Below are 20,785 nucleotides of genomic sequence, written 5' to 3' on the forward strand. Positions count from 1 at the left end.
AGGTCGACGCCTCGTGAAAACATCGTCAAGAGATAAATGGAGCCAAGTCCCATCAGCCCGACCGCACCGAAGGTTGTGTAATTGACTAGTGACGACTCTGCTGGACTTGTCGCGAAAATGTACAGTACTGTCAGGGCTAGCAGAGAGACTGTCATCAACCCAACGATAGTATCACCAACGGTAGTATTCATGGCTCATTCCTCTGCTTCCTGCAGTATATTTCAATCGAATCGTTTCTGGCATTGCCGCTAGTCGGCTCGTATTGTGCCAACAATTGATTGGTCTGATATCACTGGATTATGACTCACTGAAGTCGCGACCGGCGCGCCCAATGCACGGACGAGATTGAGAGTATTACGCCCCCTGTTCGAACTCTGGAGGACTGCTGCAATCTCGGTATCTCGTTTGCTCCGCCGGTCAACCGCTGCGGATGGCGGGGGTAGAGAGTAATCTCGAGCCACTCGCATCTCCGCCGCGAACTCTGGTTCAACTCGGTATCCGACCAGTCGACACTGTGGCGCAGCTGGCACGAGCGCTTCAGTGTCGACCTTCGAGACCACCGCTCGAACGATTCTCGTTGTTGCCGACCGTGCGGGTGTCGATGTTCCGTGTCAACCAGAGCGCAAAACGGCCCGTCACGAGACACAGAACGAAAACCCACCGACGGACTGTGCGGCCCTTGAACAGGGTGATGAAGTGATCGACCACGTCAGCGACATCGTCTATCCACGTACTCATATTTGAGCCAGACGCCCATGTTGGGCATCTAGCAAAGCTTTTGTTTAGACGTATCTAAATCATGTTCATGGTGACCCCAAAGGTCGAAGACTACCTGAAATCAATCTACCGACTTCAGGACAGAGATACACCGGCCATGACCGCTGAGGTCGCGGCCGCGATGGGGGTCAAACCACCAACCGTGACGGCGATGTTACAGCGAATGGCCGATGACGGTCTCGTTCACTACCAGCGGTATCAGGGTGCTCAGCTCACCGATCGTGGTGAGAAGGGGGCGCTCAAAGTGCTCCGCAACCATCGGCTACTCGAACTCTTCCTGACCGAGGAGCTCGGATACGACTGGGCAGAGGTACACGACGAAGCAGACGTCCTCGAACATCACCTGAGTGAGACGTTAGTCGAGCGAATCGAAGCGCTCCTTGGGTCGCCTGCGGTAGATCCACATGGAGAACCGATTCCTACTGCTGACCTCGAAATTCGAGAATGCGAGACACAGCAGTCGTTAGCGAAGTGTCAAGAGGGAACAGTTGCGGTCGTTTCTGAGGTGCGAGAAAGCAGCGCAGACGTGCTGTCGTATCTTGCGAAAGCTGGGATCTCGCTTGGAACGGAACTCGAAGTGGTCGAAACTGCGCCATTCGGGATGATCACATGTAAAGTGAGGACGACAGAGAAACCGCTCTCGCTCCCGACTGACGTCGCTGCAGAAATCTACGTATCACGACCTGCTGAACCGGCTGAAAACGAACGCAGAGAGTACAACGAGGCGTAATACATGCCTTCACAAGATTATTCACAAGCAGCAAATCTTTCAGAGATTTTGGAGCAACGACTAGTTGATTCGCTCGAAACGGATTTCAAGACCACTCGACGGGCAGTGCTCGGCGGGCTGGGTCTCGCAGGGAGCGCCGCTCTCACTGGAATCGGACGGGCAGACAGCAACGAGCAGCATGGTCCAAGTGAGGACTCACACGGGAATTTCGGTGCGGTCGGTGAATATAGCGACACGGACTTTGACCCACACGAGTTCCTCTACCAGTTCAACACAGGCCGTGGTGAACAAGAGAACGTCCCGCAGGACGTCTACGAGGAGAACGGCCGAACCGTCCGTGAGTTCACCTTCCAGGCGATCGACACCACGGTCACCATCGCCCCCGGCATCGAGTTCCCAGCGTGGGCGTACAACGGACAGGTTCCGGGACCGACCATTCGAGCCGTCGAAGGCGACCTGATTCGTGTGAAGTTCGAGAACCTCGGACGACACGCCCACACTATCCATCCGCACGTCCGGAATCTCAATCCGGAGATGGACGGTATCCCGCAGAACGGACCGGGCGTCCTCAATACGGGTGAGTCGTTCACGTACGAGTGGATCGCCCAACCAGCAGGGTGCCACTTCTATCACTGCCACTCACTCCCATTAAAAGAGCACATCCACCGGGGCCTGTACGGGGCGATCATCATCGATCCCGACCCCGAACGCGTCGCCGAGAAACCGGAGGAGTACTGCAACTACCACGCCTCGCAGATAACGGACGAACTGCGGGCCGACCTCGTGGCCGAGGCGAAAACGCGGAACCACGAATATCCCGAGAACGACGCCATCAACGAGATGGTCATCGTGATGAACTCCTTCGACACCAACTTCGACGGCGGCAACGAGGTGTACGCCGCCAACACGCGGGCGTTCGCCTACAGCGTCGGCGAGACCGACGGCCGAGGGAACTGGAAAGCCGGGGAGACCAAGCGCCCGATCCAGATCGACGGCCAGCAGCGCCAGCGAGTCTACCTGGCCAACGCGACGGAGTTCGACCTCATCAATTCGTTCCACACCCACTCGCAGTTCTTCGACTACTACGACCACGGGACGACACTGACGCCGACGCTCCAAACGGTGGACACGGTCATGCAGTGTCAGGCACAGCGTGGTATCATCGAGCTGGACTACTCCGATCACGACCCGGGGCTGTATATGTTCCACGCCCATCAGTCGGAGTTCGCCGAACTCGGCTGGATGAGCTTCTTCGAGGTGGTCTAAATGAGCAAACCAAACACCGATGGCGGAACGACTGTGAATCGAACGGAACGCCCGCTGGGGCTTCCCAAGTGGGTCGCAGCTCTACTTCCAATTATCCTGCTCGCCCTCATCGCGGGTGCGTTCTTCGCGACGGCGCCGTTCGCGTCGCTCGACAACGGTGGTGCGCCACTCCCCGACGTGTCGGTGACGCATACGACCCTACCGAGCGAAGAGACCGTCGTCCTACACGTCACGAATAACGGTCCGGACGAAGTGACCATCTCACAGGTGCTGGTCGCAGAAGCCTACTGGGACTTCGATGTGCAGGGTGCAGGCGGTGATAACACACTTGCCCCTCGTGAGAGCGCACAGGTCGTCATCCCGTATCACTGGAACCCAGGCTGGGACCTCGAGGTAGCCCTGCTACTCTCGGATGGCGCAACCGTCCACCACACCATTATCGCCCCCAGCCAGTCACCGGGACTGACGACTGACCTGCTGGTGACCATGGCCGTCATCGGCCTGTTCGTTGGCGTCATCCCTGTTGCACTCGGAATGCTGTGGTTCCCATTCCTGCAGTCGATGAGTGACCGCTGGCTCCACGCGATTCTCGCCTTCTCGGCGGGGATCCTCGCGTTCCTCGCTATTGATGCCGGGTTCGAGGCATTCGAACTCGGTGAACAAGTACCGGGCGCGTTCGAGGGGCCTGCCCTCGTCGCGCTCGGAATCATTGGCGCGCTTCTCGCCGTTCAGGCCGTCAGCGCGTGGCGACAGGGCCGTGCGGAAGCAGGTGATGCGCGTGCCCAGAGCGGTCTGTGGGTTGCCTACCTAGTTGCCCTCGGAATTGGCCTCCACAATCTCGCTGAGGGACTCGCCATCGGGAGTTCGTTCGCACTCGGGCGCGTCTCACTCGGTGCGTTCCTCGTCATCGGCTTCATGCTTCACAACGTGACTGAAGGGCCAGCTGTCGTCGCACCCGTTGCACGTGGTGAGCGTCCGAACGTTCTCCACTTCCTCGGTCTAGGATTCATTGCAGGTGCTCCAGTCATCCTCGGCGGCTGGCTGGGCAGCCTTGCCTTCTCACCGACGCTCGGGGCGTTCTTCCTCGCTGTCGGCGTGGGGGCGATCCTGCAAGTCATCTGGGAACTTCGAGAGATGGTCAGCCGGAATGGACGTGTCGGTTCTGCGCTGAATCTCGTGACGTTCCTCGTCGGACTTGTCGTGATGTACGTCACCGACCTCTTCGTCGCACTCTAAACCCCCTGGACTAACAGTTATACAATCGATGAATCGACGACAAATGCTCAAACTTAGTGGAAGCGCTCTTGTAGCAACGGCAATCGCAGGTTGTTCGTCCAACAGCAACCCCGACGGGACGACACGTGTCTCGATGAACGAAGATTTCGCGTTCGATCCAAAGAGGCTGACTGTGAGCGCCGGTACAACAGTGAGATGGGTGAACGATAGCGATGTCGGGCATACAGTGACGGCCTATGGGGACAGGATTCCCACGGAGGCAGCGTATTTCGCCAGTGGAGGATTCGAGTCCGAACGGGCCGCACGAAACGACGTAAGTGGTGGGCTGCTCGCGACCGGCGATACGTACGAACACACCTTCGACATCACTGGGACGTACGAGTATGTGTGCATTCCACACGAAAGCTCGGGGATGACAGGCACTGTAACGGTCGAGTAGAGTTCTGGGAAGTCTTCCAATTGAGTAACAGGATATGTTCTTCTGGGCAGAACGCCTGAGCTCTCAGGGCTTCGTGATTCACTGTCTGAACAACCATCGAACGATTCGTTTGGGCAGTGTGCGCTGAGCTCCGACGCGATTCTTGGCACTCGTACCTTCGAAGACGTGCTATTTACAGAGGAGACGGAAACACCCGTGAATGTGTTGACCGGTGAGACACCAGAACATTCGCAAGCATGCGTCGACGAAGCTCGAGCCTTCGCCGCGGAAATCGACAGTGACACGCGGCAAATTTATTGCAGCGTACAGCCACGACCACTCACCGTTGATCTTGACAGCGGTCTCGTCGACCGCGACCCGCTTCGGCTGCGCCTCAGGCGGGTCGGGCACGCTGTCAGCAACCTGATGCACCCAGTTCCAGACGGCTCCATGCGACCGGTCAACGCCGAATTCAGCGAGAATCGTGGCTGTCACTCTGAGCGAACACCCGGTCGCGTGGAGCCGGGGGGCGAACGCCCTGACGGGCGTCCTCAGAACCCTTTGGGTTCTGATGGGCTGCACGAGAGCTTTGCTCTCGTGAACGTCGCCGTCCGCTCACGCTCCCAAGCTTCTTCTAAATCCACCGCGAAGCATCCGCTGAACAGGGCTGCGAGCATTGTCCCAAACAAACTCAACGATCTGCTCGTTTCTCAAACTGGCGTAACTAGACAGTGCCGCAACTAGGAACGTATTCAGTAATGAGGCTTCGGTCGATGAACAGCGCGTCGAACAGGCGGATGAGCGGATTGACGATAGCGTCGAGGTCGTCGACGAAACGCCATAGCTACGGCCCTCCGTCGGACAGGAGATCCAGGCGAAGGTGGACGCGAATCACCCCGACGGGATGGTCCCGTCTCGTCTTCCCCGAGCGTGGACGCTGGTGGGAAGAATAGCCAGCTAATGCAGCTTCATTTTTGCTCTGTGCCGAACCAACCCAGGCCCCGCCACCCTACCCTCCGCTCCGTGCTCACTTCGCTGCGCGCGCAGCCACGACCGTCTGACTGCACGCTTCAGAACTGAAATCGGTCCTTTACCGACTGGAATCCGAGGCGGCCGAGAAGCTGTGCGGGGCCGCGCTTTGGCAGATCACGGACGGTATCCAGCGTGCCTGGCGGGTCGCTTCTGCCAATCCCGAGTTCCCAGTCCGTTTCGGACTCGAATCGTTCGACCGCGGTTTTCACGCGTTCAGAGACTGCGTCGATGTCCATCGTCTTCACCTCGCCGTCCCGCATCACCACGTCTCCGTTCACGATGACCGTCTCCACGTCGGCGGGCGCCGCGTTGTTGGCGACGTGCGCCGGAATGTTAGTCAGCGGCGTGAACTTGGGCTGCTCGACGTCAAGGACGATCACGTCGGCCCGCTTGCCGGGCTCGAGGCTCCCAATCTCGTCGCCAACACCGAGCGCCTCCGCCCCTTCGATTGTGAGCATTCGGACTAGCTCCATCGAGGAGTACTGGCCGGCCGACCGCTTGAGATTGGCCGCAAGGCGGGCCTGCCGGGCCTCACCAAACATGTTGTATGAATCGTGCCAGTAGTGGTCGTCAATGCCCAGGCCCACGTCGACGCCCGCTGCGCGGAGCTCCGGCACTGGCGTCCACTGCACGTCGCCGTCCGTGTTCCAGTAGCAGAAGATCGACGGGCAGTGCGCGACCGACGCGTCCGCGTCGGCAGTCCGGCGGATGTCCTCGTGGTCGGCGAGGCGGAAGTGGGCGGCCACGAGTCGGTCGTTGAGGAGGCCAACGTCGTCAAGCAGGTCGAGTGAGTCTTCAGCCCCGTTCGACCGTGCCATCGTATTGCTCGCCTCGAGTTCAAGCAGGTGGGTGTGAACGAGCAGGTCAGGGTGCTCAGCGGCGAGGTCGGCGGTGCGCTCCCACAGGTCTCGGGTACACGACCAGTCGTCGTGGGGGCAGATGGTCGCCTGGATGCGACCGTCGTACGTGTCGTGATACTCGTCGATGAACGCCCGGGCGCGAGCAAACTGCTCGTCGACGGGGATGTCCCAGAAGAGGTCAGAGAGTGCCGGCCCGAAGAACCCACGGAGGCCCGCCACACCAAACGTTTCTGCGCCTTCGCTCGGGCGGACATCCTGTGAGTTGACCGTGGTAACGCCGCCAGCGAGGAAATTGAGCGCGGCCAGCTCGTATCCTGCCTCGGTGAGGTAGTCGTACTCGCCCTCGGCAATGTGGCCGAAGATTGCGGTCATCCCACCAATCATCTTCAGCAGGTCAAGGTCGCTGAACGCGCCGATAAGGGGCGTCAGTTCGAGATGCGTGTGGGTATTGACGAGTCCCGGCATCACGAGCTTGCCGTCGCCGTCGATGACACGTCCGGCTGCGATGTCCGCATCGTCGTCCCGAGACGGACGCACAGTCGTGATGCGATTATCCTCGATGAGTACCGTTCCTTGTTCGTAGAGCCGATTCCTGTCGTCGACCGTGAGCACGAACGCGTCGTGAATCGCGATGTCGACAGCCATATATCTATTTTTTAGATGAATTCTCATCAGGATTGGTATTTCCCGTCGTCACCCAGTCGAACGCTCGACTGCGTTCAGACGGTTCGTAGTAGCGCATCTCGTCCGGGGCGACCGGCCAGACTGGAGCGATCGCCCGCCACTGACGGTAGAGGAGCTCGGCCCAGCGGGAATCTCCAACTGCGGAAGACCGGCCGATGTCGAACTCCGGTCCGGTTCGAAGGTCGGGGAGGATGCTGTGGGGTGTGAGAGATACGTCGCCAACGCCCAGTTTCGTGTCTCTTCATATATGCACCTCATCATCAGAATTTGCGACTGGCGCACTCAATGCATGAGTGATTGCGGGGGGAATCAGCTATCGCACCGATTACCGGTAATGATAGATAGAGAGCGTCTGTCTAACAAAACCGGCAATCGACGTGAACAGCCCCATCCACGCCGGTTCGGGGTGACGTAGCTGTTAGAGTGGTGCCGCGAGTGTATCAGTTCGGGTGCTCAGCAATGAGTCGGTTACCGGTGCCCATTCGGTCCCGTGTGTGGACCGGGTCCGTGGGAGGAATCGTGGCCGAATGGCCCGTGGGGTTCGTGAGGCGCATGCCCCATGTGGTGAGCGTGACTTGCCCAGTCGTCGTTGTGCTGATGCTCTCCCCAGTCGTTGTGGACACCCCAATCGTCACTGACGTGGCCAACAGTCGTGACGGGGTCTACAACCATGTCTGCACTGTGGACTCCCGCTGTTGCGATGCCAGTGAGTGCGAGTGCCACAACAAGTACCCCTGCCCCGACGAGAAGTAGTCGAACGGAATTCATAATTCATATCACCTGTTTGGTAATTGATGCTGCGACGGGATAAGGACCACAGTCATTCTCACAGATCAAGAACCACGGATACCGCCGGAGGTCACCATCAGCAGGAAGCACACTGATACACCCACTCTCTCTCTCTGTGTATCATTACCGGCAAACGACGTTCAGCCTTGTCAGTGACGATTTTCAGTTGGTCTAGTCACCAGCTCGAACTGCACCGCTCACCCCGCCCGCCAGTAATGTTTATCACCCCCTGAGGGGTGCGGGGCGTTCCAAATACTGCCTCGCGAGAGCAGCTATGTCGATTCGAGAGATCTACGAGACGGGCTTCGACGAGCATCGAGAGGCGACTACCCAGCAAACGAAGCGGTGTCCGGAGTGCGATGGGGTGGTGCGGACCAACTGTCGAGAGACGGTCTGTGAGGACTGTGGCCTCGTCCTCGACGAGCAGCGCATCGACCGGGGGCCCGAGTGGCGGCCATTCGATGCAGCAGAGCGCGAACGAACGGGCGCCCCACTTACCGAGCGGCGGCACGACCGAGGGCTGTCGACGGAGATTGGACGGAAGCGCGACGGGCGCGGGAAGACGCTCCCCGGCCGAAAACGGCGGCAGCTCTCACGGCTGCGTCGCCAGCACTCCCGCGCGACATGGCAGTCGACGGCTGACCGAAACCTCGCACACGGTCTGGGTGAAGTGCGACGAATCGCGAGCGAGATGGAACTCGCGGATTCCATCATCGAGCAGGCGTGCGCGCTGTTCCGTCGGGCCCAGAACGAGGACCTCCTTCCGGGGCGGTCGGTCGAAGCGATGGCCGCCGGAGCGGTCTACGCGATCTGTCGCACGAACGGTCTTCCTCGAACCTGTGGTGACGTCGCGACACTCGCTCGAGTGTCGAACGAACGGGTCGAGAACGCCTACTCGGTGCTAAATCGCGACCTCTCCTTACCCTCAGTGCCTGTTCCTCCGGGTGCGTACATCCCCGGACTCGCCTCGACGGTGGGGCTTTCGGAGGGGACGCGGCGACAGGCAGCGGACGTCACCGAGCAGGCCCAGGAACGTGGATTGACCAACGGGAAGCATCCCGCTGGGGTGGCCGCCGCGGCGCTGTACCTGGTCGCCGAGGCGCGTGTCGAGCGCGTGAGACAGACGGACCTCGCAGCGGCGGCCGACGTGTCGACAGTCACGCTCAGAGCGCGCTGGGCAGAATTGCGCGAGCACGTCGAGGTCGATATCGTCTGAGCGCGGCCTCGCCGTCTCCCCGTTCGGGCATCGTCTGTTGGATGGCTGCCATAGGTTGATACCCACAGAGGCGCAATCGTATGCTATCCGGCGTATGCCTCGAAACGACCGCACGCAGTTGAGTGCCGCCGCGACGGATGCTCTCGAAACCATTCAGGAGCCAATCGATCGAGCTGAGGGGCTCACTCGTGAGGAGGCCGCGACGGTGCTTACCGACGATGGATTTGACGCAGTCGACGCTGACGTCTTCCTCGATGAACTCCTCTCGAAGGGTTATCTCTACGCCGTCAATGACGAACTGCACGTGACGCCGACCTGAGCCACGGCGAGAAGCGGGGGACCATCGGGGCCTCTGACACCCGATACTATCCATTCGCTGGGCTGTCAGTTTAAGAATTCTCCACTCGCCCTGCCCGCCACACTCGTGGATTCGTTACCCCACAGTTCCGAACGAGTTCTCCAGTGGGGTAACCGAGCCGCGTGGTGTCTATCGTCGCCAGCAGGGGTGCTGGCTTCGGAGTAGTTGGAGCCAGTGGAGTCCTGAATGCACCAACTCATCTACGCGCTCGTGAGCGCACCGACCCCAGAGCAGGCACTGAGTAGAGCACAGAGCGTCTTCGACGGACTGACCGGCGGTGACCTGTCGCAGGCGCCGGTGTTCGACTACTACGTGACCTTCGACGACGACTCGTCAAGCGTGGCCGGGCCAGCACGGTGGGGTGACCGGCCGACGGTCGCTCGGGTCGACTCAGCTGCTGGGCAACAGTTACTCGACAGCGGGTGGGAGGCGACCGAACGGGAGTTCCACCGGACACTCGGGCGTGTCCGCGAGTCGCTCGCAGAGTGCTCTGATGAAGAGTTGATGGGCGATGCCATGGCCCGCCACGCCTGCCGAACGCTCGGAGCATATCGTGGGCCGTCGGTTTACCTGTACGACGAGCACGGCCAGGGGATTCGCTATCGCGAGGCCCTCGACCGGGTTCTCGATGCGGATGACGAGGAGCCGCTGTGGATCGTCCCCGCCGACGTCCACTTCTGAGCAGCCGGTTGGAGAACGGGTGTGACCGCTCGGTGGTGTCTGTCGCACCCACGAGCGGTGAGGGTGCTCGAACGCAGCCTCGCACTATGACTGACGAACCGACGCAGACGGACGCACAGTTGACCGACCGCATCGAACGAACCGACGTGGGCGTCTCGCTCACCGTGAAGCTGAAGCGGGGAACCGCGACACGCGACCAAGACACCATCACGGCGAAGGTGAAGGCGACCACCCTCGAGGAAGCCCAGGAGGACATGGACGACCTGCGGGCGTACGTTCGTGCGCTCGCCGACGAGGTTCGGGCCATCCAACCCACCGAGGAGTAATCGATTTTCGCGACTCCGGTGGCGTGTATCACCCCCTGAGGGGTGCGGGGGTGCTCGTGAGCGCCCTCGTGCGTGATGTACGACACAGAGAACTACGAAAAGTCGAATCGCGAGGCGGCCATCACCGGCCCGATTCCAGAATACGACCGCTACGGGCGGTCGACGAGCGTGTACTACCACCGCTGTTCGGGGTGTGGGGTCGAGGCACTCCGCCGGGTGGACGTCCAGACGCACTGTCGGTGTGGTGAGGGGCGATGAGCGTCGACAGCTCGGAGTCACCACTGGCCATGACCACTCGGCGGGATATCCGGGCGTTGAGTGAGTTACTGGCGGTGTACGAGTTCGCGCCAGGGCTGTACTGGGTGTACAGTGAAGAAGGGCGAGAGTACACCGTCGATGCCGAGTCAGGGGCGTGCACGTGCCCGGATGCGCGGTACAACAACCCCGAGGGTGGCTGCAAGCACGCCCGTCGCGTGGCGTTGTGGCGTGGCGACGAACCGATCCCCGCGTGGGTGAATCTGGAAGCGGTTGACCCGCTGCTCGTCGACCATCTTGGACTTGAGGACGCACGCGAGAACAGCGGACACGGTGGTGTCCCCCGACACGACGACAGGGAGGTGACGGCCGGTGACTGAGCCCCTCGTGACTGAGTCGACCGGGCTAACCCCCGAACAGCGACTCGGCGCCACTGAACCGGCGCTCATCACGGCTGGTATCGTGACGATTCACGACCTGGAGACGCTCCAGGCATGCGTCGCCTACGAGAACCAACATCGACAGCGAGTTCCCGTGTTGCGGCGACTTGCTCAGCGAGCGAGCGAACTCCGCGAGGAGTGACCGCCCGTGGTGTCTCTCGACGCCTCGAGTGGCGAGGCGCTTTCATGACCGACTCAAACCCCACGATCACGTTCCAGACCGCGTTCGGCGACGACGGCGACGTCGAACTCGCCGAAACGAGTGTCGAGACTTCCCTGGAGGACTTCGGTGCGACCGTCGACCATCGCGAGCGTGCCACCAGGCGTGCACGGCCAGCCGCGAGCGAGTTCGGTGTCGACGACCGACCCGAGGTCCAGTCCACCCACGAGCGAGAGAGCGATCAGTCGCAGTTGGTCGCGGATGCTGATGACGACCAACGGACGCTCGCTGGCAGGGCGGCGCGCCAGCCCCCGCTGTACGAGCACTCTTCGGAGTGATGCGACCGGAGGGTATCCCCACTCGTCACTTTGTGGTGGCACAGCAGTCTAGACTCGCGTCGTCGTCCAGTGTGGTTCCGCTGGAAGGCGTTACCCCACGCCCGGGACTTAGTTAGACTCGTGGGGTAACTCTGTGACCGCACCTGTCAGCGGACGCTTGAGAAAGTGTGTGCTCGGATCGGCGACGTCCGCCCCACCCGCGTAGTCGTCCGGACGGTCATTTGTCGTACGTCGTGAGGCCCACAGCCAAGGGGGGCTCAGCGGCCGCGAAGATCCGCTCGAAATCCGCCTCGTTCCCAGTGACGACCGATTCACCGTGGACGAGCCCTGTTGCGCCGATGATAACGTCGAGTGGACCGACTTCGTTTCCGTCGGCGACGAGTCGGCCGTGGAGTTGCCCGGCCGTCGTCATCACGTCGCTGTCGGCATCGAGGACGGGGCGATCCTCAAGGACCGCCTGAATGTTCTGGCGGCGCTCGTCGGGCTGGTCGACGCGAGCGAGGCTATGATACAACTCGAACAGCGTCACGCTCGAGACGAACTGTGGCTCGTCGCTGGCCTCGATGTCGTTCAACAAGGCCACTGCTCCCTCGTGGCGCGTCATCAAGTCGATGATGAAGTCGGTATCAAGCAACACGGCTCAGTTGGATGTGAACCGAGCAGCCGTCTCGTCGAGGTCCTCACGTGTCTGGCTGTCGAGGTCGTCGAGGTGCTCACGCATCTCTGCTGCCTCTTCGTCGGTGAGGATGCCGACCAGTTCGCGCAGTGAGCGTCCACCGGCGAGGCGGTCGATGGTCTCCGCCAGTGACTCGCCCTCGCGCTGGTGCGCCTCGACGCGGTCGTAGACGTCGTCGGGGAGTCGAACCGTCTTGCTCATACCGAGACATTGGTATCGTACACCAAAAGCACCCGGTTGCAGGGGGCACCGTGCAGCCGCCCGTATCGGAGAGTTCGCTGACGGCGAACCCGACAGAGCGAGCTCCTCCTAATTGTGGATCGCGCCTGTCTCACTGGACGCCACGCTGGAGTCCTCGCCACAGTCGAACAGCGCGACGATTGCTGGCGTCTGGACGGTGGTCTAATCCTCAACCTGACCCGCGTTGTCATAGGCGGCCTGAAGTTCCTCGACGGCGACCTGATTCTCTTAGCCTCGTCTCTGCCGTACGCATCAAGTGCGAACGGGTGACGCCCAGTGAAACCCACGTGTGAGGGCCATTTTGAGGGCCGATTATACTCACCAAGCATCGGTTGGACCGAACCGTCACCGCCTGTATGCTACACCCTAACAGTTGAGTCTTATAAAATGCGTTCCCGCTCAGAACACGCCGAACAGTTTCTTCCGCTGGTACGCTGAGCAGCTTCGGCGATGCTTCCAAGGATTGTCCGGGTCTATGTCCTCGCCGTCGATGACCACTGCCTCGTAGCACTTCAGGAGGTAGTTGTGGGCCGCCATCTTCGAGGCGTAACTGCCGCCTCTGAACGCAGTAGGGTTGAAGATCGAGTAGACCCTCTTCCCTTCGTGCTGATAGAGGCACCTGATGTATCGGGGGACTCGTCGGTCGAGAGCCGGGAGTTACGGCCGACCCGCATGACCTTCGCCGGGGTTTCTTTGAGTTCGTCGAGCATCTCACGGATACCCTCGTGCGTATTGTCTTCCGCTCCCGGTAATTCCATTTCATCGTTCACCTACCGGGCCGTCATGGCCGTAGATCAACTGGGCCAGCGCATCGGCCATCTCCGAGTCAGGGTTCAGCGTCCAGTGGCCGTTGCCCTCACCGGTATCGGTCCGCATGATGACGCCGGACTCAACGATGTCGTCAAACCAGTTGTAGAAGCCGTTACTGGACACGCCAGCAGCCCTCATCAAGTCTTTCTTCGTATAGGTTACCGTCGGGTTCTCAAGCAGGACGCGCACGATCTTCGCGGGCACGTCCTCCAGAAACGGGTGTGCGTCGTTCGACATAGAACCCAACTGGTGAACGAATATTTATATACGTAATCGAGGGGGTTGCCAGCCCCGACGCCTACAGGAACTCCGAGTCCCGCAGATGCGACTCCTCGAACAGTTCGAGCCGGAGCGACGGAAACACCTCATACGGAACACCGTCCTTGGCCAACGCCGAGACCGGGATCTCCTCCTCACGCTCATCCCACGACGGGACCGCCTCGTCCAGTACCTCCTTCTCGACGACCACGACCACGTCATCACGCGGCGGGTAATGCGGGTCCCGGTCCGCGACCGTCTCACCGTCGCCGCACTCCCACTCGTCGATAGTCTTCTCCGGCAGGGTGACGACCACGAACAGGTCGTCCTTCCCGACCTCGTCCTCCTCGACGCGGTCCCGGTCGAACACGATATCGCCGTACACGAACCGCGGGTCCTCATCCTCATCGTCCTGGTCATCCTCAGACTCGGAGTCACGGTCCGGCTCGTGGTCGCCGCCGTCACCGGGATTCTCCTGACCGTGGTCGCCTGGCTCCGAGCCATCACTCCCTGCAGGAGTATCCGGCTCGCCCGGCGGCTCGGCCTCATCCTCCCCCGGTTCGGCAGCCGCCTCGTCCTCCTCACCATCGTCCGGGACGACCTCACCGTCAGGCGGCACGCCCGGAGCAGCCCCCGCCCCAGACCCGCCGGAACCGAGTCCAGTCTGGACCGTTCCATCGTCCTCCGTCTCGTTCTCGCGCTGTTCTTCCTCGTCCTCGTCAGAGTCGGCAGGGGGACTGCCGACGCGATTACCCATGAATACGAACATGTGAATGGTCCTCGAACTGGTGCAGACCGGTCTGTGACGAACGGAACACCTCGTTCTCCTCAGCCGCCCAGACCCGGAAATTCTCGCGGCTCAACCGGCCCGACTCGGTCTGGCTCTTGTTCAGCCAGTTGTAGACGCCTGTCGCCGCCACGACCTCCGGCGGACACTTTCGCAGCACCCGTGGGTCGAGCCGCCCGATTAGCAGGATGCCCTCCGGCGCGATCACCTCGATCAGTCGGCGGACGTCACCGAGGATCATGTCGTGCGTGTTGTACTGGGTCACGTCGAACGCGCAGTACGACAACCCCAGGTCATCGAGGGTCCGGCGGCAGCGCTCGAGGTGCCACTGCTTCCACCCCTTCACGATCGGGATTACCGTCGTCGATAGCTCGTCGTGACCGGTAATCCGCTCGTAGACCTCCCGTGTCCCACTCATACAGCGGTCGATCTCTGCCAGCTGCTCGGCGTCCGTCATCGTGTCCTCGTACACCCAGCGGTCGCTTGGGATGTAGTACGCCGGCTGCAACCCTTTCACGAGATCCATCTCGTCGTCCGGGGTCCGGCCTTTCAGTTCCTCGTCCTGCTCGACGTTGGCCACGATCAACCGCTGATGCGGGCCCAGCAGGGCCTGGAGTTCCTCGGGGCGTTTCTCCAGCCAGATGGCGTTCGAGAACTTGGTCAGCAAGAACGGTGCTGAGGGGTGGTTGGAGAACAACTCGCGGTGCGGACTGTTGCTGGGGTCGATCTTCGGGATCGCCCCGTAGGGGAAGGGTCGGTCAGGCATGCTGCGTGTGTCGGGTGCGGTTATGTTCGGGGGCACCTATCGGATATTATTGCCTACAACACTTAGTGCTACCGACTGCCCGTATCCCAGCGGACCAGCGTGTTTGAAATTAGTTGAACAACAGTGAGTGACTGTAGTGAACTGGTCGGCCACGGAGCTCTACTACGAAGCTCTTTTTGTGAATGGTCGGGGAGTGAGTGGCGATGACTGAGCGTATTCATTTCATTCCAGTCGGTTTCGACTTTCACCGGCTGATCTATCCGATCTCGAAGGGTGACCTGGAGGCTGACCGGGTCATCTTGCTGGACACGCAGCCCAAAGAGGACGAGAGTGCCGCCGGCGAGCTAACCGGGAACATGGTCGACCGGTTGAAGGAGTCGTTCGAGTTGATCGACGTCGACGTGGAACACCGGGAAGTGGACTACGAGGACCTGTACAGCTACGAAGAGCTGTACCCGTTGGCCTATGACTACCTCTTGACCGAGTTGCGGGACGGCAACGAGGTATACGCGAACATCTCGTCCATGCCGCGGACGGTGGCGTTCGCGTTCGCGACCGCTGCGGACTCGATCATCGCCGAGAAGGACGAGGACTATCGCGAACAGGTCCACACGTACTACGTCGCGCCCGACCAGTACCTGATTCACGACCTTATCGAGGCAATCGAGAACCAGATCGAGTTGTTGTCTACCATCGAAGGTTTCGATGCGTTTGAACGGCTTCACGAGTTGCGTGAGCTCAAAGAGAAGGTTGACCGCATCGGCGTGACGGAAGGCGTCAAGACACTTGACAACGGGAAGATGTACGTCGAGTTCCCCTCCTCGCCCGAAGGCGAGTTGCAGGAGTTCGAGGGCACGATTTTAGACTTCCTCTACCGTAACGGTGCGATGAACTCGACCTCCCAGTTAGCAGAGCAACTGGCCGCCGACCTCGGGCAGGAGTACGATGACTCGTTCCGGTCACGGGTGCAGTACAACGCCTCGAAGCTGCAAGACCGCGGTTACCTCGACCGCGTGGAGCGAGGAAACCGTCACGAGACCTCGTTGTCCACGATGGGGACGATGTGGGTCAAGACTCACCGTCACTGAATCCTGCTACGTCAGTAACTGGGGCAGTACGATCGTCGCGCTGATGACGATGAGGAGGATCGCGATGAAGATACCCCACAGAAGTTTCGCCTTCCTGTTTTCCCGATTGATCGCGTCTATAGCTTCCTCGATGGCGGATTCGACCTGATTGAGATTACTTTCCGGTATCTCATACTCGACCGCTTGGTCGATGTCATATTTTTCTTCCTTCGACGAAGACGCGTCCTCGATAGTTTGCAGGACACGGAGGTGCACATCCTCGGCTTTGTCGCCAAGTCCTGAGCCCTTGTCTCGAAAGTGGAACGGGACTTGCACCAGTTCTTGATGCTTGAGATCCGAACGCATCTGTTTGTACTCGTTACGGATCTCGTTCCGCGAGGAGATGTTATCCCAGAACTTCGGGATAAGACGGCCGAGAATGCTCACGCTGGACATATTGTAATTATTGTGTGTTGGAGGCCGCTGCGCTATAAAGCCCCTTTTGCAGGTACGGCTCTCAATCGGCCAATATTCAGGCGAGATTCTGTCTCAACTACCTGCGCTAATATGGAATGTATTCCGGTACGCGGAACTATCACAGCAGTTGCTTAAATGGCATCATTCCACGAGACGGAATGCAATCCGGTATTCGGAATATTCCTTACCGGAGTGTTCACTTTCACCGAGCCGCCGACAGATTCTAGACGGTTCAAGACATACGACTGACATTCCGGGCCAACCGTCAGAGGCATCCGCTGGGACCTCGCCCCCGCTTTCATGTGGCTGAATCACGACGAGAAGAGTTACTGGTGCCCGTTCCTATTTCTCGATGCCCAAGCGCCGAGCCCTCCCTGGCGCTGTCCGCCTCACGAGACGTGCTGACGGAACTAGCTATAACTCGCGGTCGTCCCATGGTCACTCACGGATGGCGTACGTCCAGTATTGCGAGGGATGCCGCGAACACATCGAGCCCCACGACGGGAGGTTTCAACCCGTCAACTTGTGTGTCCGGTGTTACCTCGACGACGAGTCCGTTGAACGCGAAGTGACCGTCGAATTCGACGAACACTTCGAGGAATACCGGTTGGAGACCATCATCGACCATCCCCAGAAGGTGCTGCGATGGAGTAGTTCCTCGCTCTCGTTCCCCGACCGTGCGGTCGCCGAGTCGTGGGCCACTGCGATGGGGAGTCAGCTCACGAGGGCACTGTGGCTCCGATTCGATGTCGACCGTGAGCAGATGGTCGTCGTCGTGTGTTGTCGAACGACCGAGGAGTGCGAGCGTGTCGTCGACCTGCTCCAGGAGACACCGCTCGGGCCGCTGATGGACCATGAACTCCTCCCGTTGGCTGCGCTCGTCGACCGGGGCATCGAGCGGCGCGTCGCAATCGAACTTGCCGACTGGGGACTGGCGACTCGGAACCGAAGCCACCGAGTCAGGTTCGATGATGACACGTTCGGTGTCACGCTCCGATTCGACCCGAACTCGCGGTTCGAGCCGCTGCTGGTGGCGTTAGAAGAGGAGCTCGAAACGAGGGTGGATTTCGACACGATCGACACGGTGGCTAAGGCAGAGGCGGCCGATGGCGGACACTTCGGCATCGCCGCGCGAGTGGTTCCGGCACTTGACAGGTCGGTCAGCTCCTACGTCAGGCGGAACCTCGACGTGCTGAGTGAACAGAGTCGTCGAATCGTACTGGCCAACAGACGGGGCCAGTCCTTCGAGGACTCGTTTGAGCAGCGCGTGGCGGACGCGGGGGTTGAGTTCGTCAGAAGCGTGTTGACGTTGAAAGCGTTCGACGAGACGGCCCACGTCAATGCGGACTACCGCGACTGGGACTATCCTGCGCTCTGTGAGGCGGTCCCTGACGCGCTGGAATCACTGTTTGATGGGCACACCACGAACACACCGCCGACGGGACTCCCCGACTATTTCGTCTACGGCGAGCAGGGAGACGTCGAGGCGTTTCTCTCCGGGCTTGGCGACGATGAAGAGACCGTCTCACTCTCCCACGCAGGGGCGTTCGTCGAAGTCAAACACACAACGTCGAAGGACGGCCGCGTCCACATCAACGGCAATCAGCGGAATTTTATCCCGAAACTGACCGATGCGGGTGCTGACGTGTTCTTCTACGAGGGGACGCCAGACGGTACTGACCTGCGACGGTCGTGGCTCACCCCTCGCGAGTGAACCACCAGTCGGTGCTGTCGTTCGTCACTTACCCAAGCGTAAGCAACGCCCACCATCCGAGGAGATCCTCGACGGTGAGCACCAGTACGAGGCCGATCGCGACCGGCACCAGCAAGGGAAACGCGGGCTGGACCCGAACCGTCTGGCGCGTCACGAGCGCGTCCAGGCCGGCCGTGATGTCCGCCGCGCTGTCGCCGTAGGTCGTGGTCGATCTCCACGAGGAATCGCTCGGCTCCCCACGGGTCTTCGTGCTCCCCACCATCAGCCATGACGTACTCGTTACTACCCTCGGAGCGCGTCCCTGCTGGCAGGGGAATGCCCGGCACGAGGTGATGACGGGGACGAATCGTTGCAATTCTTTCGTAATTGGTTCTGGATTAATGACTGAATTTATAATCAAGCCTCTCAGTGACATTTCAATGTCTGGCTATCTCAGCGATCTTGTTTCTGAGGTGGAGACCCGTGATGACACCACATTAGTTCAAATGGATGATGCTGATGCTCAGGAGGATACTGAATGGGCTGACGACGAACCTCCGATTGCGGTCGATGAAATCGTGTCGTTCTTCCGCCGAAAAGGGCTGGGAAACCGCGACTACGTCGTAATCCCGGCTCACGAACCCGACGAGCCAACTTTCAATGGAGATATCATTACATACCGAACAACCGACTACGGCGCTGCTTTTTATTACGATAATGGTATATCTGCTTCGGGATACGTCGAATTCGATAATTTCAGTCGTTCCACCCTCGCGCGCAGGATTCGGTTCTGGGATCGGAGATACGAACTTCCCGCTGGAGAATTCGGGGATTCGACAGATGACCGGCCACCCTATAGAGACAAGCCAGTAGAGGCGGAACAGCCACTTTCGGATGTGGAATACGAGGAGTTTGTTGACGACACAATCGGATTCATTCGTACAGAATTGAGGACTGAACACGACGAGGTCCTTGACGACGTTATTGATCAAGGGCCTGACTTGGCAGCAGGTACATCCGGTGCAGTCCGTTCAGATAGGATCATAGAACGAACTCGTGAATCGTCTTGAGGACCTCGGCAGGGAACAGCACCTCGACCTCAACTGACTCGGGCGGCTCGTGGAGTTCGTCGACGAACGTCGGCGTCCCTGTCCAGGCGGTGACCGGCGGGACGGCGCTCGGCCAGACGGTGCGAATCCGGGCCTCGTCGAGGACCAGAGAGATTCCGTCGAAATCGTCGGGACCGACCCACAACACACTGTACTCAGCGGCGGTGAAATCGCGGGTGACGCGCTCGATATCCTTCCCATGATTTCGATACTAGACTTCGACGACTAGCCCTCGCCCCCACTCGGCGTGAGGCTCGTCGAACGTCACGCAGACGTCGGCTCGGCGTATCCGGTCGGTGTCCCCGGCGGCTGCGGTTCGCTCGATGGCGGCGGTGGCTCCGGTGCTGGCGGTGAGCGTGGTTTGCTCGGTGGCCCCGGTTGGTTCGGTTTGCTCGGTGTCTACGGTGTGTACGATTCGTGCGGTGTGTCCGGTGGCCTCGGTGTCGGGGGTGGGTCGGAACCGTGGAACGGGGATGGATTCCTCGACCGTCACGGTTGCGGCGGGGAATCGACGGGCGAGCGTGTCGGCGGCGAGCGACTTGAGTCGAGAGTGGACGTCGCCCACGTTCGGTACGGCTCGGCAGTGCCGACTCTAGTGCGAACGCTATCGGGCGCGTACGACTATTTGCTCACCCCCATTCCCCAGACGGGGGATGTGCTGCTCCACCGGACTTCGTTCGACAGCGAGGTGGCGGAGGTGTTGTCCGCGCTCGAGACGGCGTTTCCGGAGCGGCGTGAACTCACCGACGAGGAGTCGGCGCTCATCGGGAGCGTACTGGGACACCCCGAATCGGCGCTCGAACACCGCCGAACTCACAACCAGTCACAGACGGCTGGCCTGACCGACGAACGCATCGCCCACCTCTTCGATTCGGGAGCGATCAACGAGGATGACGTATTCGCATTGCAGTTCGTCGAGTGGCTGCCCGCTCCGACCGACGAAGCGGTCCACGAGGCTATCGCAGAGGGGACAACGCGGATCGAATCACTCAGCCGGTTCGACGAGCGCCACGACGTTATGCTGGCACGCTCGGTGTTCGCGAGCATCCACGAACAAGACGGCTACGCCCGGAATCGACTATAGGTCCCTAACTTCAGCGTGTACGCGAGTTGTTTGGGCTCCCACTTTTTCTCGTTGGCCAGTTCGTTCAGCGTCGACGAAGCAGCAAGTGCCACTCGATGCGGCCTATCTCGAGGCGGTCAAACGATGCGGCGTTGAAGACACTCTTCGAACTAACCGCCGCTTCATATTGACGATTAGAGAGACCACAGTCTGCGACAGCGGGATCTACTACTTGCTGGTGAGCGCAGGTAGTCGCTCGTCGAAGAGTTGGTT

28 protein-coding genes and 2 pseudogenes are annotated in these 20,785 nt (G+C 60.3%); 17 read left to right on the forward strand and 13 right to left on the reverse strand.

Features of this window, described 5'->3' with window-relative positions:
* Positions 1-805 precede the first annotated feature (805 nt).
* From GQS65_RS12915 to GQS65_RS21680, 5 genes and pseudogenes are all read left to right on the forward strand, one after another.
* Positions 806-1,507, forward strand: coding sequence for a metal-dependent transcriptional regulator (locus GQS65_RS12915; protein WP_158205055.1), 702 nt, complete (start codon positions 806-808; stop codon positions 1,505-1,507).
* Between the two features lie 3 nt (positions 1,508-1,510).
* On the forward strand, positions 1,511-2,773 hold the full coding sequence (locus tag GQS65_RS12920; protein WP_158205056.1) for a multicopper oxidase domain-containing protein: 1,263 nt from the start codon (positions 1,511-1,513) through the stop codon (positions 2,771-2,773).
* Complete coding sequence (locus tag GQS65_RS12925; RefSeq protein WP_158205057.1) at positions 2,774-4,009, forward strand: ZIP family metal transporter; 1,236 nt, start codon at positions 2,774-2,776, stop codon at positions 4,007-4,009.
* Between the two features lie 133 nt (positions 4,010-4,142).
* Positions 4,143-4,448 (forward strand): plastocyanin/azurin family copper-binding protein, encoded by a 306-nt coding sequence (locus GQS65_RS12930; RefSeq protein WP_394351450.1) that lies wholly within the window; start codon positions 4,143-4,145, stop codon positions 4,446-4,448.
* An 81-nt stretch (positions 4,449-4,529) separates the two neighbouring features.
* Positions 4,530-4,742, forward strand: a pseudogene (locus GQS65_RS21680) (hypothetical protein); the annotation flags it as partial.
* On the opposite strand, the pseudogene GQS65_RS12935 reads toward GQS65_RS21680, so the two are convergent.
* Positions 4,737-5,104, reverse strand: a pseudogene (locus GQS65_RS12935) (hypothetical protein); the annotation flags it as partial. The pseudogenes GQS65_RS21680 and GQS65_RS12935 overlap by 6 nt on opposite strands.
* 393 nt (positions 5,105-5,497) lie before the next feature.
* Positions 5,498-6,964 carry an amidohydrolase family protein gene (locus GQS65_RS12940; protein WP_158205059.1) on the reverse strand — a complete coding sequence of 489 codons (1,467 nt, stop codon included), beginning with the start codon at positions 6,962-6,964 and terminating at the stop codon, positions 5,498-5,500.
* A 1,102-nt stretch (positions 6,965-8,066) separates the two neighbouring features.
* On the opposite strand from GQS65_RS12940, the gene GQS65_RS12945 reads away from it, so the two are divergent.
* From GQS65_RS12945 to GQS65_RS12980, 8 genes are all read left to right on the forward strand, one after another.
* Positions 8,067-9,008 (forward strand): transcription initiation factor IIB, encoded by a 942-nt coding sequence (locus GQS65_RS12945; RefSeq protein WP_158205060.1) that lies wholly within the window; start codon positions 8,067-8,069, stop codon positions 9,006-9,008.
* A 94-nt stretch (positions 9,009-9,102) separates the two neighbouring features.
* Positions 9,103-9,327, forward strand: coding sequence for a hypothetical protein (locus GQS65_RS12950; RefSeq protein WP_158205061.1), 225 nt, complete (start codon positions 9,103-9,105; stop codon positions 9,325-9,327).
* 225 nt (positions 9,328-9,552) lie between these two features.
* Positions 9,553-10,047: a hypothetical protein gene (locus GQS65_RS12955; protein ID WP_158205062.1), complete on the forward strand. Its 495-nt coding sequence runs from the start codon at positions 9,553-9,555 to the stop codon at positions 10,045-10,047.
* An 86-nt stretch (positions 10,048-10,133) separates the two neighbouring features.
* Positions 10,134-10,373 (forward strand): DUF7389 domain-containing protein, encoded by a 240-nt coding sequence (locus GQS65_RS12960; protein ID WP_158205063.1) that lies wholly within the window; start codon positions 10,134-10,136, stop codon positions 10,371-10,373.
* A 75-nt stretch (positions 10,374-10,448) separates the two neighbouring features.
* The gene (locus GQS65_RS12965) at positions 10,449-10,631 is read left to right on the forward strand and encodes a hypothetical protein (protein WP_158205064.1); all 183 of its coding nucleotides are present in this window, start codon (positions 10,449-10,451) and stop codon (positions 10,629-10,631) included.
* The gene (locus GQS65_RS12970) at positions 10,628-11,008 is read left to right on the forward strand and encodes a hypothetical protein (protein ID WP_158205065.1); all 381 of its coding nucleotides are present in this window, start codon (positions 10,628-10,630) and stop codon (positions 11,006-11,008) included. Before GQS65_RS12965 ends, GQS65_RS12970 begins: the two co-directional genes overlap by 4 nt.
* On the forward strand, positions 11,001-11,210 hold the full coding sequence (locus GQS65_RS12975; RefSeq protein WP_303646297.1) for a hypothetical protein: 210 nt from the start codon (positions 11,001-11,003) through the stop codon (positions 11,208-11,210). Before GQS65_RS12970 ends, GQS65_RS12975 begins: the two co-directional genes overlap by 8 nt.
* 44 nt (positions 11,211-11,254) lie before the next feature.
* On the forward strand, positions 11,255-11,566 hold the full coding sequence (locus GQS65_RS12980; RefSeq protein WP_158205066.1) for a hypothetical protein: 312 nt from the start codon (positions 11,255-11,257) through the stop codon (positions 11,564-11,566).
* A 217-nt stretch (positions 11,567-11,783) separates the two neighbouring features.
* Here GQS65_RS12980 and GQS65_RS12985 read toward each other — a convergent pair whose 3' ends face one another.
* The 6 genes from GQS65_RS12985 to GQS65_RS13010 all read right to left on the reverse strand — a co-directional run bounded on the left by GQS65_RS12985 (position 11,784) and on the right by GQS65_RS13010 (position 15,103).
* On the reverse strand, positions 11,784-12,200 hold the full coding sequence (locus GQS65_RS12985) for a PIN domain-containing protein (protein WP_158205067.1): 417 nt from the start codon (positions 12,198-12,200) through the stop codon (positions 11,784-11,786).
* A gap of 6 nt (positions 12,201-12,206) precedes the next feature.
* Positions 12,207-12,443, reverse strand: a complete 237-nt coding sequence (locus GQS65_RS12990; RefSeq protein ID WP_158205068.1) for an antitoxin VapB family protein — start codon at positions 12,441-12,443, stop codon at positions 12,207-12,209.
* A 438-nt stretch (positions 12,444-12,881) separates the two neighbouring features.
* Positions 12,882-13,019, reverse strand: coding sequence for a hypothetical protein (locus tag GQS65_RS12995; RefSeq protein WP_158205069.1), 138 nt, complete (start codon positions 13,017-13,019; stop codon positions 12,882-12,884).
* 222 nt (positions 13,020-13,241) lie between these two features.
* Positions 13,242-13,529 (reverse strand): hypothetical protein, encoded by a 288-nt coding sequence (locus tag GQS65_RS13000; RefSeq protein WP_158205070.1) that lies wholly within the window; start codon positions 13,527-13,529, stop codon positions 13,242-13,244.
* A 61-nt stretch (positions 13,530-13,590) separates the two neighbouring features.
* Entirely contained in the window at positions 13,591-14,319 is a 729-nt protein-coding gene (locus GQS65_RS21420; protein WP_199268462.1) for a hypothetical protein, read from the reverse strand.
* Positions 14,300-15,103: a hypothetical protein gene (locus GQS65_RS13010; protein ID WP_158205071.1), complete on the reverse strand. Its 804-nt coding sequence runs from the start codon at positions 15,101-15,103 to the stop codon at positions 14,300-14,302. Before GQS65_RS13010 ends, GQS65_RS21420 begins: the two co-directional genes overlap by 20 nt.
* Before the next feature lie 203 nt (positions 15,104-15,306).
* On the opposite strand from GQS65_RS13010, the gene GQS65_RS13015 reads away from it, so the two are divergent.
* Positions 15,307-16,191: an HFX_2341 family transcriptional regulator domain-containing protein gene (locus tag GQS65_RS13015; RefSeq protein WP_158205072.1), complete on the forward strand. Its 885-nt coding sequence runs from the start codon at positions 15,307-15,309 to the stop codon at positions 16,189-16,191.
* Between the two features lie 6 nt (positions 16,192-16,197).
* On the opposite strand, the gene GQS65_RS13020 is transcribed toward GQS65_RS13015, so the two are convergent.
* Both GQS65_RS13020 and GQS65_RS13025 read right to left on the reverse strand, forming a co-directional pair.
* The gene (locus tag GQS65_RS13020; RefSeq protein ID WP_158205073.1) at positions 16,198-16,617 is read right to left on the reverse strand and encodes a hypothetical protein; all 420 of its coding nucleotides are present in this window, start codon (positions 16,615-16,617) and stop codon (positions 16,198-16,200) included.
* 472 nt (positions 16,618-17,089) lie between these two features.
* Complete coding sequence (locus GQS65_RS13025) at positions 17,090-17,275, reverse strand: hypothetical protein (protein WP_158205074.1); 186 nt, start codon at positions 17,273-17,275, stop codon at positions 17,090-17,092.
* A gap of 219 nt (positions 17,276-17,494) precedes the next feature.
* Here GQS65_RS13025 and GQS65_RS13030 point away from each other — a divergent pair, with 219 nt between their 5' ends.
* Positions 17,495-18,361 (forward strand): hypothetical protein, encoded by an 867-nt coding sequence (locus GQS65_RS13030; protein WP_158205075.1) that lies wholly within the window; start codon positions 17,495-17,497, stop codon positions 18,359-18,361.
* A 28-nt stretch (positions 18,362-18,389) separates the two neighbouring features.
* Here the strand turns inward: GQS65_RS13030 and GQS65_RS13035 are convergent, their stop codons facing one another.
* Positions 18,390-18,623 (reverse strand): hypothetical protein, encoded by a 234-nt coding sequence (locus GQS65_RS13035; RefSeq protein ID WP_158205076.1) that lies wholly within the window; start codon positions 18,621-18,623, stop codon positions 18,390-18,392.
* Positions 18,624-18,780: 157 nt separating this feature from the next.
* On the opposite strand from GQS65_RS13035, the gene GQS65_RS13040 reads away from it, so the two are divergent.
* Positions 18,781-19,410, forward strand: a complete 630-nt coding sequence (locus tag GQS65_RS13040) for a hypothetical protein (RefSeq protein ID WP_158205077.1) — start codon at positions 18,781-18,783, stop codon at positions 19,408-19,410.
* Here GQS65_RS13040 and GQS65_RS13045 read toward each other — a convergent pair.
* Together GQS65_RS13045 and GQS65_RS13050 are read right to left on the reverse strand one after the other, a co-directional pair.
* Positions 19,382-19,597, reverse strand: a complete 216-nt coding sequence (locus GQS65_RS13045; RefSeq protein ID WP_158205078.1) for a hypothetical protein — start codon at positions 19,595-19,597, stop codon at positions 19,382-19,384. The two genes, GQS65_RS13040 and GQS65_RS13045, sit on opposite strands and share 29 nt — an antisense overlap.
* A gap of 63 nt (positions 19,598-19,660) precedes the next feature.
* Positions 19,661-20,014, reverse strand: coding sequence for a hypothetical protein (locus GQS65_RS13050; protein WP_158205079.1), 354 nt, complete (start codon positions 20,012-20,014; stop codon positions 19,661-19,663).
* Between the two features lie 132 nt (positions 20,015-20,146).
* Here GQS65_RS13050 and GQS65_RS13055 point away from each other — a divergent pair, with 132 nt between their 5' ends.
* On the forward strand, positions 20,147-20,533 hold the full coding sequence (locus GQS65_RS13055) for a hypothetical protein (protein ID WP_158205080.1): 387 nt from the start codon (positions 20,147-20,149) through the stop codon (positions 20,531-20,533).
* The last annotated feature ends 252 nt before the right edge of the window (positions 20,534-20,785 follow it).

Origin of the sequence: Halomarina oriensis, assembly GCF_009791395.1 — an archaeon.
Lineage (GTDB): Archaea > Halobacteriota > Halobacteria > Halobacteriales > Haloarculaceae > Halomarina > Halomarina oriensis.